The sequence below is a fragment of the Chamaesiphon minutus PCC 6605 genome (assembly GCF_000317145.1).
Taxonomy (GTDB): Bacteria; Cyanobacteriota; Cyanobacteriia; order Cyanobacteriales; family Chamaesiphonaceae; genus Chamaesiphon; species Chamaesiphon minutus.
The window spans coordinates 4,717,115-4,733,469 of sequence record NC_019697.1 but is presented as its reverse complement, the minus strand read 5'-3'; the positions used below and the strand labels follow the sequence as shown (position 1 = coordinate 4,733,469).

The 16,355-nt window shown below is 45.5% G+C and carries 13 protein-coding genes and 1 tRNA gene; 8 read left to right on the top strand and 6 right to left on the bottom strand.

Annotation, left to right across the window (positions count from 1 at the left end; all coding sequences use genetic code 11):
• Positions 1–124: 124 nt before the first annotated feature.
• Positions 125–1,381 carry an inorganic phosphate transporter gene (locus CHA6605_RS21510; protein WP_015161491.1) on the top strand — a complete coding sequence of 419 codons (1,257 nt, stop codon included), beginning with the start codon at positions 125–127 and terminating at the stop codon, positions 1,379–1,381.
• 107 nt (positions 1,382–1,488) lie between these two features.
• Here CHA6605_RS21510 and CHA6605_RS21505 read toward each other — a convergent pair whose 3' ends face one another.
• Positions 1,489–2,541, bottom strand: a complete 1,053-nt coding sequence (locus CHA6605_RS21505; RefSeq protein WP_015161490.1) for a molecular chaperone DnaJ — start codon at positions 2,539–2,541, stop codon at positions 1,489–1,491.
• A gap of 198 nt (positions 2,542–2,739) precedes the next feature.
• Entirely contained in the window at positions 2,740–3,903 is a 1,164-nt protein-coding gene (locus tag CHA6605_RS21500; RefSeq protein ID WP_157260065.1) for a hypothetical protein, read from the bottom strand.
• 54 nt (positions 3,904–3,957) lie between these two features.
• Between CHA6605_RS21500 and CHA6605_RS21495 the strand changes: the two genes are divergently transcribed.
• Positions 3,958–4,920: a metallophosphoesterase family protein gene (locus CHA6605_RS21495; protein WP_015161488.1), complete on the top strand. Its 963-nt coding sequence runs from the start codon at positions 3,958–3,960 to the stop codon at positions 4,918–4,920.
• Between the two features lie 159 nt (positions 4,921–5,079).
• Here the strand turns inward: CHA6605_RS21495 and CHA6605_RS21490 are convergent, their stop codons facing one another.
• Positions 5,080–5,235, bottom strand: a complete 156-nt coding sequence (locus CHA6605_RS21490; protein WP_157260064.1) for a hypothetical protein — start codon at positions 5,233–5,235, stop codon at positions 5,080–5,082.
• Between the two features lie 151 nt (positions 5,236–5,386).
• Between CHA6605_RS21490 and typA the strand changes: the two genes are divergently transcribed.
• On the top strand, positions 5,387–7,177 hold the full coding sequence (gene typA, locus CHA6605_RS21485) for a translational GTPase TypA (protein ID WP_015161487.1): 1,791 nt from the start codon (positions 5,387–5,389) through the stop codon (positions 7,175–7,177).
• Between the two features lie 408 nt (positions 7,178–7,585).
• Complete coding sequence (locus CHA6605_RS21480; RefSeq protein WP_015161486.1) at positions 7,586–8,185, top strand: Uma2 family endonuclease; 600 nt, start codon at positions 7,586–7,588, stop codon at positions 8,183–8,185.
• Between the two features lie 35 nt (positions 8,186–8,220).
• On the opposite strand, the gene CHA6605_RS21475 is transcribed toward CHA6605_RS21480, so the two are convergent.
• Positions 8,221–8,883, bottom strand: a complete 663-nt coding sequence (locus CHA6605_RS21475; RefSeq protein WP_015161485.1) for a TMEM165/GDT1 family protein — start codon at positions 8,881–8,883, stop codon at positions 8,221–8,223.
• Positions 8,884–9,224: 341 nt separating this feature from the next.
• Between CHA6605_RS21475 and CHA6605_RS21470 the strand changes: the two genes are divergently transcribed.
• From CHA6605_RS21470 to CHA6605_RS21455, 4 genes are all read left to right on the top strand, one after another.
• Entirely contained in the window at positions 9,225–10,592 is a 1,368-nt protein-coding gene (locus tag CHA6605_RS21470; protein ID WP_015161484.1) for an NAD(P)/FAD-dependent oxidoreductase, read from the top strand.
• Positions 10,593–10,955: 363 nt separating this feature from the next.
• Positions 10,956–11,037, top strand: a tRNA-Leu gene (locus CHA6605_RS21465).
• Between the two features lie 113 nt (positions 11,038–11,150).
• The gene (locus tag CHA6605_RS31935; RefSeq protein ID WP_015161483.1) at positions 11,151–12,305 is read left to right on the top strand and encodes a pentapeptide repeat-containing protein; all 1,155 of its coding nucleotides are present in this window, start codon (positions 11,151–11,153) and stop codon (positions 12,303–12,305) included.
• A gap of 192 nt (positions 12,306–12,497) precedes the next feature.
• Positions 12,498–13,166, top strand: a complete 669-nt coding sequence (locus CHA6605_RS21455) for a class I SAM-dependent methyltransferase (RefSeq protein ID WP_015161482.1) — start codon at positions 12,498–12,500, stop codon at positions 13,164–13,166.
• A 280-nt stretch (positions 13,167–13,446) separates the two neighbouring features.
• On the opposite strand, the gene CHA6605_RS21450 is transcribed toward CHA6605_RS21455, so the two are convergent.
• Complete coding sequence (locus CHA6605_RS21450) at positions 13,447–15,378, bottom strand: ABC-F family ATP-binding cassette domain-containing protein (RefSeq protein WP_015161481.1); 1,932 nt, start codon at positions 15,376–15,378, stop codon at positions 13,447–13,449.
• A gap of 144 nt (positions 15,379–15,522) precedes the next feature.
• Complete coding sequence (locus tag CHA6605_RS21445) at positions 15,523–16,119, bottom strand: hypothetical protein (protein ID WP_015161480.1); 597 nt, start codon at positions 16,117–16,119, stop codon at positions 15,523–15,525.
• Positions 16,120–16,355 lie beyond the last annotated feature (236 nt).

The following is a 16,355-nucleotide window of genomic DNA, read 5'->3' as shown; positions in this document are numbered from 1 at the left end:
CCCCACATTTTAAGGAGTAACGATCTCGGGCTGAGGTGATAGAGATTATGGGAGACTATGCTACCAGTACACTAAGATCGAGCCAGACTTCATACACTAATTTTACCCATTCTTACACCGATCGATGTTATTTATTGGATTTGTTTGCTGTTTGGCCGTTTATGTAGCCTGCAATCTAGGCGCGAATGATGTTGCTAACTCGATGGGGACTTCGGTTGGTTCCAAAGCAATTACACTCAATCAAGCGATCGTCATTGCTGGCATCCTCGAATTTACTGGGGCAGTCTTGTTCGGGCGACAAGTTTCTTCAACTTTAGCAATTAGTATTGCCAATCCCGATTTATTTGTCTCCCAGCCACAGACATTATTGTTGGGGATGATTGCCGTCTTAATAAGCTGTGGGTTGTGGTTGCAAATTGCGACTACCAAAAATTTACCTGTCGCTTCTTCTCATGCGGTCGTTGGCGCGATCGCGGGATTTAGTTGGGTTGCCGCTGGGACGAGTGCGGTACAATGGTCGGCACTGGGCACGATTTCGCTGGCATGGGTAGTTACACCCGTACTCAGTGCGACGGTAGCTGCGGGCTTGTATTCAATTATTAAACGGTGGATTTTAGAACGCGAGCGACCGTTGTTACAGCTCCAACAATGGATGCCGTGGTTGTCGCTAATTTTGGTGAGTGTATTTGGGGTAATTGTTTTACCGACCGTGGTCGCAACATTACCGTCGGCATTTTTACCTGAAGTCCCCCGCCACGATTTTGGATTAGGATTGGGCGGGGCGGCGGCGTTAGCGATTACGTTGGTAGGTTGGCGCAGATTGGGTGCGGAGAAGGTCGATCTCGACTCGATGACAAATCCTCAGACAACCGAAGTTGTCGAGCGTCAGTTAGCCAGATTTCAACTACTTAGTGCTTGTTGTGTGGCTTTCGCTCACGGTTCTAATGATGTGGGCAATGCAATCGCACCGTTGGCAACAATTTTATATATTCAAAGTACGGGGACTGTCCCCCAATCTAGTTTAGAAATCCCGCTGTGGGTGCTAGTGCTAGGCGGAGTCGGAATCGTGACTGGGTTGGCAATCTGGGGCAAACAGGTGATTGCGACTATCGGTGAAGGAATTATCAAACTCGAACCTAGTAGTGGGTTTGCTGCCGAGCTAGCCACCGCTGCAACGATATTAATTGCTTCGAGTTATGGTTTGCCTGTCTCGACTTCTCATGCTTTGGTTGGTGCGGTAGTGGGGGTCGGTTTGGTCAAGAATTGGCAGTCGGTTAGGTTGGACACGCTCAAATCGATCGGTTTAGCTTGGATAGTGACTATTCCGATCGCTACGATCCTTAGTGCGGCTATATTTTCGGGTTTGCGTTACTTTTTCTAGATTGTATGGTGCTTAGTTTTAAGTTATCGGTGCTACAGAACCCGGATCTGTGGGTAAGAAATAGCCAGTCTTTTATGCCTAAAGCTTAAAACCCTCTACCTTCTACTCTAAAATTCTGCAAATAATTCCATCAATAATTCTTCGGCTGAGACTTGTTGCATTTGTTGGAAAACGGCGGGGCCTTTCATAAAATCTTTAATTGTCATCTTCTTGTCACGAAAATCGCTGACAAATTGATATACCTCCAAAATCACCTCGACTTGTGACTCGGTTTCGGCGACCATTTCGCCGATCGGGTCGAGACCGGATTTGGTTAATTTCTTGTACTCAGCCACGATCGAACCTTCGGGGGTGCTTTTGGTAATGCGAATTTCTTGTTTGAGATTGGCGTATTGGCTATTGAGAAATTCATTTTCTTGCTCGATTCGCGCGCACCTGCGAGCCAGATCGTCTTCACTATCGCGATCGATAATTTCGCCCATCTGATGCTGTTTCTCGATCGCGAGTAGCTTGGCCAGATCGCCTGCTTGATAAGCTTGATTAATTTCTTTCATCACTTCGGTATGATACTCGCGATCTTTATCATCACCAACTTTATCGGGGTGAAACACATCGGCCAATCTCAAGAAAAGCTGGCGAATTTTTTTCAATTCGTCTCTGTCTATCTGTGTAGATTCTGGCTCTGGATTGAAGCGAGATTGTCGATCGCGTCCAAAAAAATCTTCTGCACTCCAACTGTCTTCATCTTCTAGGTCTTCTGGTTCGTCTGAGGATTGACCGTGACTGTTATTATGGCTAATCAATCCTGATATCTGAAGTGTATAGTAAATTTTCTCGATGTTTTTGCGAGTCTGTTTGCCGAGTTTTTTACCAGTAAATATTTCGGTAAATACTGCATGAATTTTGGTGTCTAGTTCAAAAAGTTGCTGGAGGACTGGAGCACTCCGCTGTGCTACTTCTACGCCAATTTCGCGAATTCGATCGAGTAAATTATTGAGTTCTGTACGTTTTTTCTCGATTTGCTTGAGCAGCTTTTCGTTGTCCCGCTCTAAAAAGTCCAGTCGAATGCGTAGATCTGAGAGTGCTAACCCATCAGAGCTAGGTACTCTATTAGCGGTGTCCGTAGGCTGGCGAGTAGCAGGTTTAGATTTTCGAGCCATAAAGCGGGTAATTTGGGTCGAGATGGCAATTTAACTATGGTACTCCAATCGTCAGCACTGCTGCATTGCGGAGCGGAAAGAAGCTAAAATCTAACGACTAAGTGTAGATAACTTAGTTGACTGACCAATACCAGACAAATTTGCAAACTTCAGCAACAGTCCGATCGTTTGCCTGGGAGTTTGCATAGAGATTAACGATTAACTTTCGCGGCGGCGCATGATAATTGGATGTTTGCCGACTACTGGACTGCGGGCGATCGAGACACCCTGACTGTCTTGGACTTCTAATTTGGTAAAATGATTGGCTTGGGCTTGTTGCCACATTCGATCGGTTAAACTAGTTTGCAGTTCTTCATCGATCGTATACCAAGCTAAATTGAGCTGGACGATTAGGCGATCGCGTGCGAGATCGACGCTGAGGGAACGCACGAGATCTGCTGGGTACTGGCTGGTAATCTCGCTTAATTGGGCTTCGATTTCTTCGATAAACACTTGTTCGGGGCTAATTTGGGGCGTGCTAACTAGATCGGGATCAGTGGGAGTGGGTTGGGCAATACTGGGTGCGGGTGCGGGTGTCGGACTGGCGACAGATGGCTTGATTTTCGGGACGAAGAAACCGTCAACAAACCAGATCCCGATAGTTAGAAATGCGACGATAATTGCGATCGCGATCGCATCGGCAAACTTCTGAATTTGAGCTGGGAGAATACGCCGAAATTGCTCCATCAATCCCGCCCATTTACCGACTACGCGATTTACAGACTGTGATGTAGAGCTGTCGCGCAAGTTTTGCGCCCTAGACTCAGCGGTAATTGGTGAAAATGTCGGCGGACTAGCTAGCGGTATGCTAGTGTCTAACGGAATATCGTCCCAGATATCTTCATTTGTTGGTAAAGGGATCGAATTTTTGCTGCGTCGAGCTTCTAGCGTATTGCGATCTCTAACTGTTGGCGCGGGGAGAGCATCATCCCAATCATCGATATCTAGAGTAGTCTTGGGGATCGTCGGGATGGTTTCGGGGGCTATTGGCTGGGCATAGACGATTTGATTATTTTCGTCAGCTAATGTTTCAGCATCATCCCAATTGGTTTCTTCGTCATCATCAAAGCTACTAGAGATCGGAAAATCTCGATCGCTTGGTGTCGCTCGATCCCAATCGCTCAAAGCATCATTTTGGCGATCTTCAACTTCTAACTTCGATCGTCGTTCGGCTTTGCCATCCCGAAGAAAATCGTTTTTACGAGAATTTTCATTGGAAACTGCCGACTGTTCTGTGGTCTTTTTCCCAAACCGCCCAAACAATCCTTTCATTAATTTTCCAGTCCTCGATCGGGGTGCCATTTCGGTTAGGATGAGTGTCACTTCACTCTAATTTATCATCTTTACTCGGTCAGCCCTGACAGATAATCAAAATTTATGAGTAATAACCGTCGTGAATTTATAATTGGAGCTGGCTTGGCTGGCTTTGGTTTGGCTGTGTCTGGCAAGTTACTAACCGAGCGTTTTAATAATACCAATGATGGCGCAAATGCTGCGCAGGAAGATCGTCCCGCCGTTGCCGATGACAACTCGCGTTTGGCAGTAGCATTGCCCAAGTCAAAATTGTTGCAGCGATTCGCAGTGATGGCCGACACTGGCAGTAGCACCAAAAATCAATATGCTGTCGGTCGCGCCCTGAGCCAATACCATCAGCAAAATCCATTTCAGGCAGTGTTGATGGTGGGCGATAATATCTATAATAATGGCGAGATGTCCAAGATTAAAGAGGCTTTTGAAATTCCTTATGCAGATTTACTCAAGCGAGGGGTGAAATTTTATGCGGCTTTGGGCAATCATGACGTGCGGACAGACAATGGCGATCGCCAAGTTGAATATCCCCTATTTAATATGCAGGGGCAGTACTATACTCACACACATGGGGATGTGAAATTTTTTGTACTCGAAACTAATGCGATCGTCAATCCAGCATCAACAGAGCGTGCCAAACAGTTGGCATGGCTCGATCGCGAGTTAGCAGCGAGTAAAGCAAGATGGAATATCGTCTACGGACATCACAATATCTATTCGGCGGGCGTCTATAAAGTCGATGCCATCATGCAAAGAGATATCACCCCCATCTTGAAAAAGCATAAGGTAAAGTTGTGGATTAACGGTCACGACCATAATTATCAACGCTCTCAACCGATCGATGGCACTACATATCTAGTCTGTGGCGGTGGCGGCGCGACGCTCTATCCTGTCAAAGCCCAAAGCTGGACGGCATTCGCTCAAAGCATCCACAGCTTCGGCATCATCGAAGTCTATCAAGACCAACTTCTGCTCACTGGCATCGATAGCCAAGGCCAAATTATCGATCGCGGTTTAATCAATTTAGCTTAATAAGGTCGATTGAAAAATCCCCTACTCGGACGATTGCAGTTGAGTCAATTTTACTAAGTAAGATCGATCGAAAAATCCCCTCCTCGGAGGGGTGCCCAACGGGCGGGGTGGGTAAGGGTCTTTACTTAGCACCAGCAATCCGATCTTCCCCTCGAAGCATTAGCAGTCGATCGTGTGGCGCGTGGCAATTGCTAGGCTACGTTGGAGATCTACCCACCCCGCCCTGCGGGCAACCCCTGTCTTGTTGCGCTTTTCGCGTCGGGAAACCCGACGGGCGCGCACCGCTCTTGGGAGGGGATTTTCTTGAGCGAACATCAGAATAAATCGAGATCGAGCGGTCAATCCGTACCAATTCCTGGCGGCAATAGTACCCGCGATCGGCTACAATTATTCATAGATATTTACAGAAATTAGTAAATTTCAAACATCCAGATCGGATCGTACTAGAGTTCTAACTCCACAATTTATGAGCATTCCCATTCGTAACGTAGCCATCATCGCGCACGTAGACCACGGTAAAACTACCCTTGTTGATGCACTTTTGAAACAATCCGGTGTTTTCCGCGAAGGGGAGGAAGTGCCTATTTGTGTGATGGACTCCAATGACATCGAACGCGAACGTGGTATTACAATTCTATCCAAGAATACCGCTGTCAAGTACAAAGACACATTAATTAACATTATCGATACCCCCGGACACGCAGATTTTGGTGGCGAAGTCGAGCGCGTATTGGGCATGGTCGATGGCTGTATCCTGATCGTCGATGCCAATGAAGGGCCGATGCCCCAGACTCGCTTCGTCCTCAAAAAAGCCCTCGAAAAAGGCTTGCGCCCGATCGTCGTAGTTAATAAAATCGATCGCGAACTAGCATCGCCCCACGCGGCAGTGGATAAAGTTTTAGACTTATTCCTCGAACTCGGAGCAGATGACGACCAGTGCGACTTCCCCCACCTATTTGCTTCGGGGATGGGTGGTTACGCCCAAAACGATATGGAAACGAAAGGTACCGATATGGTACCGATGTTTGAGGCGATCTTGCGCCACGTTCCACCTCCAATCGGCGACTCCGACAAGCCCTTGCAACTGCAAGTGACCACTCTCGATTATTCCGATTATCTCGGTCGGATCGTAATTGGCAAGATCCACAACGGTACTATTACCATGGGTCAGCAAGCCGCGCTAATTCAAAGAGATGGCTCGATCTCCAAAGGCCGGATTACCAAGCTTTTAGGCTTTGATGGCTTGAAGCGGATCGAAATTCCCAGCGCAACTGCGGGTAATATCGTGGCTGTAACTGGATTTGCTGATGCAAATATCGGTGAAACCATTACTTGTCCGAACGAACCAATGGCATTGCCATTAATCGATGTAGACGAACCAACCTTGCAGATGACTTTCTGCGTGAATGATTCGCCGTTTGCAGGTACTGAAGGCAAAAACGTCACCTCGCGCCAAGTTCGCGACCGACTCTTCCGCGAATTAGAAACTAACGTAGCCCTGCGCGTCGAAGAAACTGGCGAAGCAGATAAATTTGCCGTCGCTGGACGTGGGGAACTTCACCTCGGTATTTTGATCGAGAATATGCGTCGGGAAGGATACGAATTCCAAGTATCCCAGCCGCAGGTAATCTACCGTGAGATTGGCGGTCAAAAATGCGAACCGTTTGAATTGTTGGCTTTAGATGTACCTGAAGAAGCCGTCGGTAGCTGTATCGAACGTCTCGGTCAGCGTAAGGGAGAAATGCAAGATATGGTCGTCGGCGCAAACGGTCGTTCTAACCTAGAATTTGTCGTCCCTGCACGGGGTTTGATTGGCTTCCGGGGCGAATTCATGCGGATGACTCGCGGTGCGGGGATTATGAATCACAGTTTCCTCGAATATCGTCCGACTTGTGGTGATATTTCTGCCCGTCGGAATGGTGTACTGATTTCTTTTGAAGAAGGTACTGCTACCGACTACGCGCTGATGGGTGCTGAAGATCGCGGCACGTTCTTTATCAAGCCTGGTACGAAGGTATATAAAGGAATGATCGTTGGCGAAAACAACCGTCCGCAGGATCTCGAACTGAATATCTGTAAGAGCAAACAATTGACCAACCACCGCGCATCTGGCGGGGAAGAATTGGTACAGCTCAAAACCCCGATCGATATGACGCTCGAACGCGCTCTAGAATATATCAGCGGCGATGAGCTAGTTGAAGTTACTCCTCAATCAATTCGGTTGCGGAAGATTACTAAGAAACTAGCTCGACGTTAGGTTGAGAAGGATGTTAGCTCCGTTCTAAGATCGCCTCCGATTAAAATCGGGTCTAGTGATGCGAAGTCCGCCTGCGCGGACTAGTCAATTAGTCCGCGCAGGCGGACTTCGCATCACCAGCGTAGGTTTCCAACCCCACTGCGATGTTGAAACGGAGAAAATCTATCCCCCTAATTCATAAAAAGCCCGCACCTGCGGGCTTTTTGTCTAAGTTGCTTGGTAGGAGCAATTCATGAAGCGAGTGAAATCACGCGGCGGTTCCCGACCCATGTGTTTCACTCAGCGACGCACACAAACGAGAGGTTCCCCCCCGTTTGTGTGCGTCAAGGCAAGACATTGCCTTTACCCATGAACCCAGACTGGCATAATAGAAATGTAGTGAAAGCTAATCGATCGAGTGGATGTTTTATGAATGTCACCCAATCCGTAGATACCGAACCGCTGTTAATTAATATTCGCAGTGCAGATCTCCATGTTACGCCAGCACAATTCGACAGGTTGTGTGCAGACAATCGAGATTTGCGATTGGAGTTGACCAAAGAAGGAAAATTAATCGTCATGGCACCAACGTTTGGGGAGAGTGGCGAAAAAAATGGTAATTTATTCGGTCGAGTTTGGGCTTGGAACGAACGCGCCGAATTAGGGAAAGCATTTGACTCTTCCACTGGCTATGATTTTACGGCAATCGGTGGCGGTAAAATTTCTCCTGATGTCTCGTGGATCGAAAACTCTCGATTAGAAGGTATTTCGCTCAGACAATTTATTCCGGTGGTGCCCGATTTTCTGATTGAGTTGCGCTCCACAACCGACAGGTTGAGCGACTTACAAGCTAAAATGCTGGAATATCAACGGCTGGGTGTCAAGTTGGGATTATTAATTAACCCTCAAGATCGTCAAGTTGAAATTTATCGATTAGAAAGAGAAGCTGAAGTTCTGCAAGCTCCAGATGCAATTGATTGCCAGGATGTAATGCCAGGATTTAATTTGGATTTAACGAGAATTTTATAGTTAATTTGGGTGAGTAATATTATCCCAAACGATCGCTATCTACCAAAAGAGATCGTGACGATCGCCAGCAAGATAAATAATAATCCGCCAATTATCGTAATCGTCCGCTCAGAAATATGACTGGCGATCGCGCGACCGCCAATGACCGCAATCAGCGCGCAGATTGCATGTCCGACAATGCCCCCAGCCATGACTCCCAGCGAGTCTTTAGTCGCCGCCAACGTCACTGTCGCAAACTGAGTGCGATCGCCCCATTCGGCGACAAATGTTAGCACGCCACTTTCAATAAATATTTTCCAAGCAGTATTTCGCTGTTTGAATTTACGTTCGCCATCTTCAATGGCTTCTTCTGCTTCAGCCATTACTTCTATATCGGTTTTACGAGACATATTTCGGGCTGAATAGAGCAACTTAATCCCAAAAAAGAAGAATAGGACAGCTCCTACATATTCGATCGAAATATGCGTCAAAAAGCCCAAACTAGGAGGTAGATACTGGCCGACCAACTTAGGCAATAACATCAGAAGCTGACCGATCCACACAGATAGAACTGTCATCGCGGCTAATGCCACTACTACACCCAGAAATACTGGCTTGCGCGGATAGCGGCTGGCCAATATTACTGCCATAAAGAAGGTTTTATCGCCAATTTCCGAGGCAGTAATTAGTGACAATGCAGCGGTAAATGCTTCTAACATAAAATATTGGCTTAATTCGATCGGCTGTTACTCGATCGAGATTGCAACTTAAATTTTTAACACTATTTGCATCTTACAAGGATTTGATTAAAATAGGTATATAACCTCATTTTGTTGTCACTTTGTTATCACTTTTTCTTCACAATTTTTCTACTTGTTTGAATTGTGAAATCGATCGATATCCTGGCGTTAATCTCTCTACATACGATCGAATAACTACCTTTCTTTGCAGAGATCTAGCTGAGGCTAGCAATAAACATCCCCGAAATCACTCGATCCCCAACCGATCGAGTGATTTCGGAGCTATAATGACCATCTAAAGATTGAATTGAGGAGACCTGATGAGCGCGAGCGATAAAGTTAAGAACCAGTCACTGCACCATGTCGTCATCGTTGGTGGAGGTTTTGGGGGACTTCATGCGGCACTATCATTAGGCAAAGCACCCGTGCGGGTGACGCTAATCGATAAACGTAATTTTCACCTCTTTCAACCCCTACTCTATCAAGTTGCCACAGGCGGCTTATCGCCTGCGGATATTTCCTCACCATTGAGATCGATCCTCAATAAGCAGCAGAACACCAAGGTGCTGATGGGGGAAGTCAAAAATATCGATCCAGAGCAACAAAAAGTTTTCTTAAATAAAGGTGATATTACTTACGACACGCTGATCCTAGCCACTGGTGTGAGTCATCATTACTTTGGCAACGACCAATGGGCACCGACAGCCCCCGGCTTGAAAACAGTCGAAGATGCGCTAGAAATGCGCCGTCGGATCTTTATGGCATTTGAAGCCGCCGAAAAAGAGAGCGATCCGGTAAAACGTCGCGCTTGGCTGACCTTTGTCGTCGTCGGTGGCGGCCCCACTGGCGTAGAATTGGCTGGAGCGATCGCCGAATTGGCCTATAGTACCCTCAAAAAGGATTTCCGCAATATCGATACCGCCGAAGCGAAGGTCGTGCTAGTTGAAGGACTCGATCGAGTGTTGCCCCCTTATCCACCCGAACTATCGGCCAAAGCGGAAGCATCCCTGGTAGAATTGGGCGTGAAGGTGCAGACAAAGGCACTGGTGACAAATATAGAAGACAACGTTGTCACCATCCGTCAGGGCGAGAATATCGAGCGCGTAGAAGCTCGAACCGTCTTGTGGGCTGCGGGTGTCAAAGCTTCAGCCATGGGTAAGATTTTAGCCGAACATACTGGCGTCGAACTCGATCGAGTCGGTAGAGTAATGGTGGAATCGGATCTGAGCATCAAAGGCTATCCGCAGATTTTTGTTATTGGCGATTTGGCCAACTTTACCAAACCCGATGGCAAGCCGCTCGCTGGCGTCGCTCCTGTTGCCACCCAAGAAGGTAAATATGTGGCAGATTTAATTATCAAGCGTCTCAACTATGAAAGTTTGCCGCCGTTTGAGTATTACGATGCTGGTAGCCTCTCGGTGATTGGCCGACATTCGGCAGTAGCTGATTTTGGTAAAGTTAAAATGTCGGGCTTTTTGGCCTGGTTGATTTGGGTCTTCGTCCATATTTATTATCTAATTGAATTCGATAGTAAATTGGTGGTGTTCATTCAGTGGACGTGGAGCTATTTCACGCGCAAACGCGGTGCCAGATTGATTACTGGCGATGAATCGCTAGGGCAAATCGGCGTTGACGAGCGGGGTGATTTTTTCGTAGCATCCAAGTTAGATGCGAAAGTTAAAGCCTAAGAGCAGCGATCGATCTAGGAATAAATTGCTCTTGAAGTTGAGGGTAGATACTGTCTTGTCTTGCTGCTTGGTGCAACGCACGCTGTAGACGAGCGGAGTTAGGCGTGTCGCTAGACGGAAACCTCAGCGCGTAGGGCTTTGCCCCGCCGTTAAGCTTCGCGTCTCGTAGCGAAGCGTCTCCGACAGGAGAAGAGAAGGAGTTGCGCAAGCCGCTTCATGAATTGCTCTTACCCTCAATTTTGAGGGCTTGTCGCTAGAGTAAATTATCCCTTGCAGGACTATCCTTGTCCAATGTAAGTGGGTGAGATTTAAGAAATTATTTGATTTGAGATGATATTTGTGCTATAGTAAGAAACATTGCCTGCGGATATGGCGGAATTGGTAGACGCGCCAGATTTAGGTTCTGGTTTCGCAAGAAGTGAAGGTTCGATTCCTTTTATCCGCATCTTAACTAATCGCTACCCTTAAATATAAGGGTAGCGATTATGTTTTTATAGGAGTTACGAACGCGACTGTAGTAAAGTTTACTGATGTCGGTAGCGTGTGAATCTTTGTTTAATGAACACGATCGGTAAATTCTTGCAATCTTTAATTAGTCCGGCTCCCATCGCTCCAGAAATCATTCGTGCTAAAGCCTACGAAATGTGGAAAGCACAGGGAGGGGGTGATATTAATCCCGACGCCAATTGGCAAGCCGCGCTCGAACAACTGCAATCGGCAGAAAAACTCAGTCGTCGGAGCTTTTTTCTGGAACTAATTCGGCTGATTATTGCGAGCTTGAGTACGGGGGCAACTATCTTCGGTGGCTCGATTTTATTCTTAAACTTTTCTCAAGGTGAAAATCGATTGATTACCGAACGCTTTACCCGCTCGATCGAGCAATTAGGGAATAAAGAAGAAACGATTAGAATTGGCGGAATTTATGCCTTAGAAAGAATTGCCAACGATTCGCCGCGAGATGGCTGGACGATTATGGAAGTATTATCTTCATTCGTGCGGGGCAAACAAAATATCAAAGGACAAGATCCCTCGCAATTATCCGCAATTCGGACGGATTCACAAGCGGCACTAACTGCGATCGCACGTCGTAAAATCGATCTAGAAACCGATCGACAGTATCTGGATTTGAGTTTCACCAATCTCCGCGAAGCCAATCTTGTGGAAGCACAGCTCGATCGAGTTAAACTCAATAATGCTAGTTTAATTAAAGCAGATTTACGTCAAGCCAATCTCAATTTGGTAAATCTCAGCCATGCCAATCTCCACGATGCTAATCTCACCCAAACTCGACTCGATCGATCGAATTTAATTCAAGCCAATTTAAGTAACACCAATCTTAGTGCGGCTAATTTAAATGAAGCCAATCTCAATAAAGCCGATCTTAGCGATGCAATTCTCGATGGTGCGATCCTCACCAACACTAGTTTGGGTAATACCAATCTCAGTGGGGCGATTCTCATCGGTGCCAATCTGCGCGGAGCAACTTTAAGCAAAGCAAATCTCACCAAAGCCGATCTCAGCGGAGCCGATTTGGCTGGTGTCAATCTCGAAGGGGCAAATCTCAATAAAGCCGATTTTCGTAAGACAAAAAATATAAATATCGTTCAAATCAAACAAGCTCTCAATTGGGAGCTAGGTATCTACGATCCAGCAATCGCTATGTTATTAAAAACAGAACCACCGCGCGAACCAGAGCGGAGGGGCAATTCATGAATTGCCCCTCCGCTCTAGTTCTCAGATAAAATTACAATATTTTCAATAAATAACATGAGTTTAAATTAGCTCCTAAGAACCCAACTATAGCAATCCTAAAGGAGAAGGGCACCATTATCCACCGCCCCTACAAGTTGACTTTACTGTGAGAAACTCAAAGAGGATTGCTATATCAACTATCAACTATCAACTATGTCCGATCGATCTATTGGCTTAAGCGAGCCTCTGCATCAATATCTACTGGCTAATTCCGTCCGCGAACCCGAAATATTAGCCCAGCTCCGCGCAGAAACAGAGCGACATCCCTTGGCAAATATGCAAATCTCGCCCGAACAAGGGCAATTGATGGGATTATTAGTACAATTAATCGGTGCTAAAAAATGCCTAGAAATTGGCGTATTTACAGGCTATAGTTCGCTCTCTGTAGCCCTGAATTTACCAGATGACGGTCGAATTGTTGCTTGTGATGTCAGCGATGAATTTACCTCGATCGCACGTAAATATTGGCAATCAGCAGGCGTCAGCGATAAAATCGATCTCCAGATCGCACCAGCTTTAGACACACTCGATCGATTATTAGCTAATGGCGAAGCGGGTACTTTCGATTTTGCCTTTATCGATGCCGACAAAAATAATTATTCAGCTTATTACGATCGCTGTTTTGAACTCGTGCGTCAGGGCGGATTGATTTTAGTCGATAATGTCTTGTGGTATGGCAGAGTCGTCGATCCTGCTATGAATGACGATAAACGCACTCGATCGATTAAGCAAATCAATCAGCAAATTTACCATGACGATCGCGTCCAGATTAGTTTAATTCCGATCGGTGACGGATTGACGATCGCACGGAAGAAACTTTGAGAAAAGGCAGAAGGCAGCGATCCACGCTCGTCCGCTCTTCGCCGCTATAAAATCAGCCCAGATAAAAATTCGATCTCCTGTAGCATCGTAAAATCTCAACAGATTGGTATTAATACGACGACTATTATTCCGTTGGTTTCTTGGGTTCGCTCGCTCTCAATACTTCTTTTGTTAATCTAAAAATTAGTTAGTCCGCGTAGGCGGACTTTGGATCGCTAGCGGCGATTGCAATTGCCAACAGATCTTCACCGAGAGGTATTGCGCTCGCTCTAACTAAAATCTATGCAAATTCCGCCAGTTCCAACCACCGCTCTGTTGTAGTATCGATCGCTTTATTAACTACTTCTAAATCGGCGGCGAGTTTCTGAAGCTGACTGTATCCAGCATTTGGTGAGTGTGCTAATTCTCGTTCTAGTTTGGCTTTATCTGCTTCGAGTTTGGCTATTTGGGCTTCGAGCTTGGCAAATTCTCGCTGCTCCCAAGTGGATAACCGACGTTTTTTAGCTTCATTTTTAGGTGATTCTACAGGGATAGCTGTAGGGGCTGCTTTTTCATTAGATCGATCGTTTTTAGCAGCTAATTTGTCGGCAGTAGCTTCGGCTTGTTTGTAATCGAGATATACAGAATAATTGCCAGGATATTCGCGGACTTTGCCTTTGTCTTCTAGTGCAAATATTTTCTCAACCGTGCGATCGAGGAAGTAGCGATCGTGTGAAACTACAATTACACAACCGTTGAATTCAAAGAGATATTCTTCTAATACACCTAAAGTTTGCACGTCGAGATCGTTTGTCGGCTCGTCGAGAATTAAGACATTCGGCATACTCATGAGGACGCGCAATAAGAATAAGCGACGTTTTTCACCGCCTGAGAGTTTATTAATCGGCGTATATTGTTGGTTGGGAGTAAATAGAAACCGTTCCAACATTTGCGATGCCGTAATCTGTGTTCCGTCGGCGGTTTTGACATACTCACCGACTTCTTTGATATAGTCGATCGCGCGGAGTTGTTCGGTACCTGCTTCTTGTAAATCTTCGGAATGTTGATCGAAGTAGCCGATATGAATTGTGGTACCGATATCGACTGTACCTTTGTCGGGTGCCAATCGTCCCGTACAGATGTCCATTAGTGTCGATTTACCCGCTCCATTTTCGCCGATAATACCAATGCGATCGTCAGGTGAAAATTCATAGGTAAAATCGGATATTAACTGGCGATCGCCATAACTTTTAGAGACGCCAACGACTTCGATTACTTTCTTGCCAATTCGGCGCGTGGGTGTCGATATTTCGACTTTACCAGTGATTTGTTTGAATTCTTTTTCTTTGAGATCTTCAGCACGTCCAATTCGCGCTTTTTGTTTGGTGCTACGAGCCTTTGCTCCCCGTTGCAACCAAGCTAATTCTCGTCTCAATAATCCGGCATGTTTGCGCTGGGTGCCAACCATTGATTCTTCTGCAAGTGCTTTCTTCTCTAGGTAATAAGAGTAGTTACCACTATAAGTGAAAATATCGCCTCGATCGATCTCGATAATCCGATTGGTAACTTTATCCAAGAAGTAGCGATCGTGCGTAATTAATAAAATTGCCCCGCGATACCGACTCAAATAATCTTGCAACCACTCCACCGATAAAGCATCCAAATGGTTCGTCGGTTCGTCCATTAATAACGCATCGGGTTCGGATAATAACGCCGCAGCTAGTGCGATTCGCTTGCGATATCCACCCGAAAGATCGCCAACTTTTGCTTCAAAATCATGGATGCCTAATTTAGTCAAAATAATCTTGGATTTGGTTTCTAGATCCCAAGCATTAACTGCATCCATCCGCTGCATCACGGTGGATAATTTATTTAATAATTCGGCAGAGTCATTATTTTCGGGACGAGCGAGTTTTTCGGATATTTCCTCATAGTCGCGCACTAGTTGCATTTGCTCGCCACTATCGGCAAATACTTGTTCTAATACCGTGCGCTCTGGCTCCATTTCTGGCTGCTGTGGCAAATAAATTGTCGTCACTCCAGGATTGAGTAAAATCTGTCCGCCATCGATCGGTTCTAATCCCGCGATCATCTTGAGTAAAGTTGATTTTCCCGATCCATTCATCCCGATTAAACCAACTTTATCCGCCGCATCTAGGCTAAACGATCCATCTTTGAGAATCTCTTTGATTCCAAAGTCTTTTTTAACAGATTGTAGCGTAAAAATAGTCATTTCGATTTTGGATTTTGGATTTTGGATTTTGGATTGTCCCCACAGCTTTATTTGGGGATTTGCAACCAATTTTACTTTTGGTTATGGAGAGAAGTAGAGTTAGTAGTGAACAACATTTGGATTCTCAGGTGAATTTACAGATATTTATGATACCAATTTTGTTAAGTATTCAAGCAAATCTTGATATCCATCAAAACCATCTTTATACTCTAATGATGTGGTAACTCTGGGAAATTCATCTATGAATTGCAGATTCTCGACTCGTCGCAAATCATAGTCTGCCATGATTTTTTCTACACTATCTACTGTGTTTGTCCATATTTGAAAGTGCTTAGTTGATGCCACAAAAACTTCGCATATTTCCTCTGGAGATGAATTTCCTAAGCCAAATTGGAGAGAGCAATCATTAGCTAAATAGAATTGAAATCTGTCAAATAGTTCAAGCATTTTCGCTGTATTTGCATACTCTCCATGTAAAGTTTCCCCACTGATATCTCCTAAAACAGGCTGAGATTCTTCTGGAAAAAGTATCTTGCACAATGAACAAAACAATGGCCATACTTGCTTAGCGTTGACATTTGCTTCGATATAATATTTAAACAATCGATCGTTTATCTCATGAACGATATAACCTGGCTCAATTTGGGCATTACTTATTTTCGCTAGTAGTTCTGGAAGATCTGGATCGAAAGGTATCTCTGTAGAAGTCGCTAACCTAACTCCTTCAGGAAAAATAAGCATACTTGTATTTGGCGAGATATGTATACTGTAATATTGGTTTTCGAGCTGCTGTCTCCTACCTACAACTATAACTATAAAGTTCCCACCCAATTCTAGCGAAGATTAGCCATGAACAGGGTGGGGAATTATCATTGTATGTCGATCGAAAAGATATATATGTAGAAAAGATATATATGTAGGGTGGGCAGTGCCCACCACACAGGTTTCAGGCAAGATCGAATCGCCGAAACTACTCG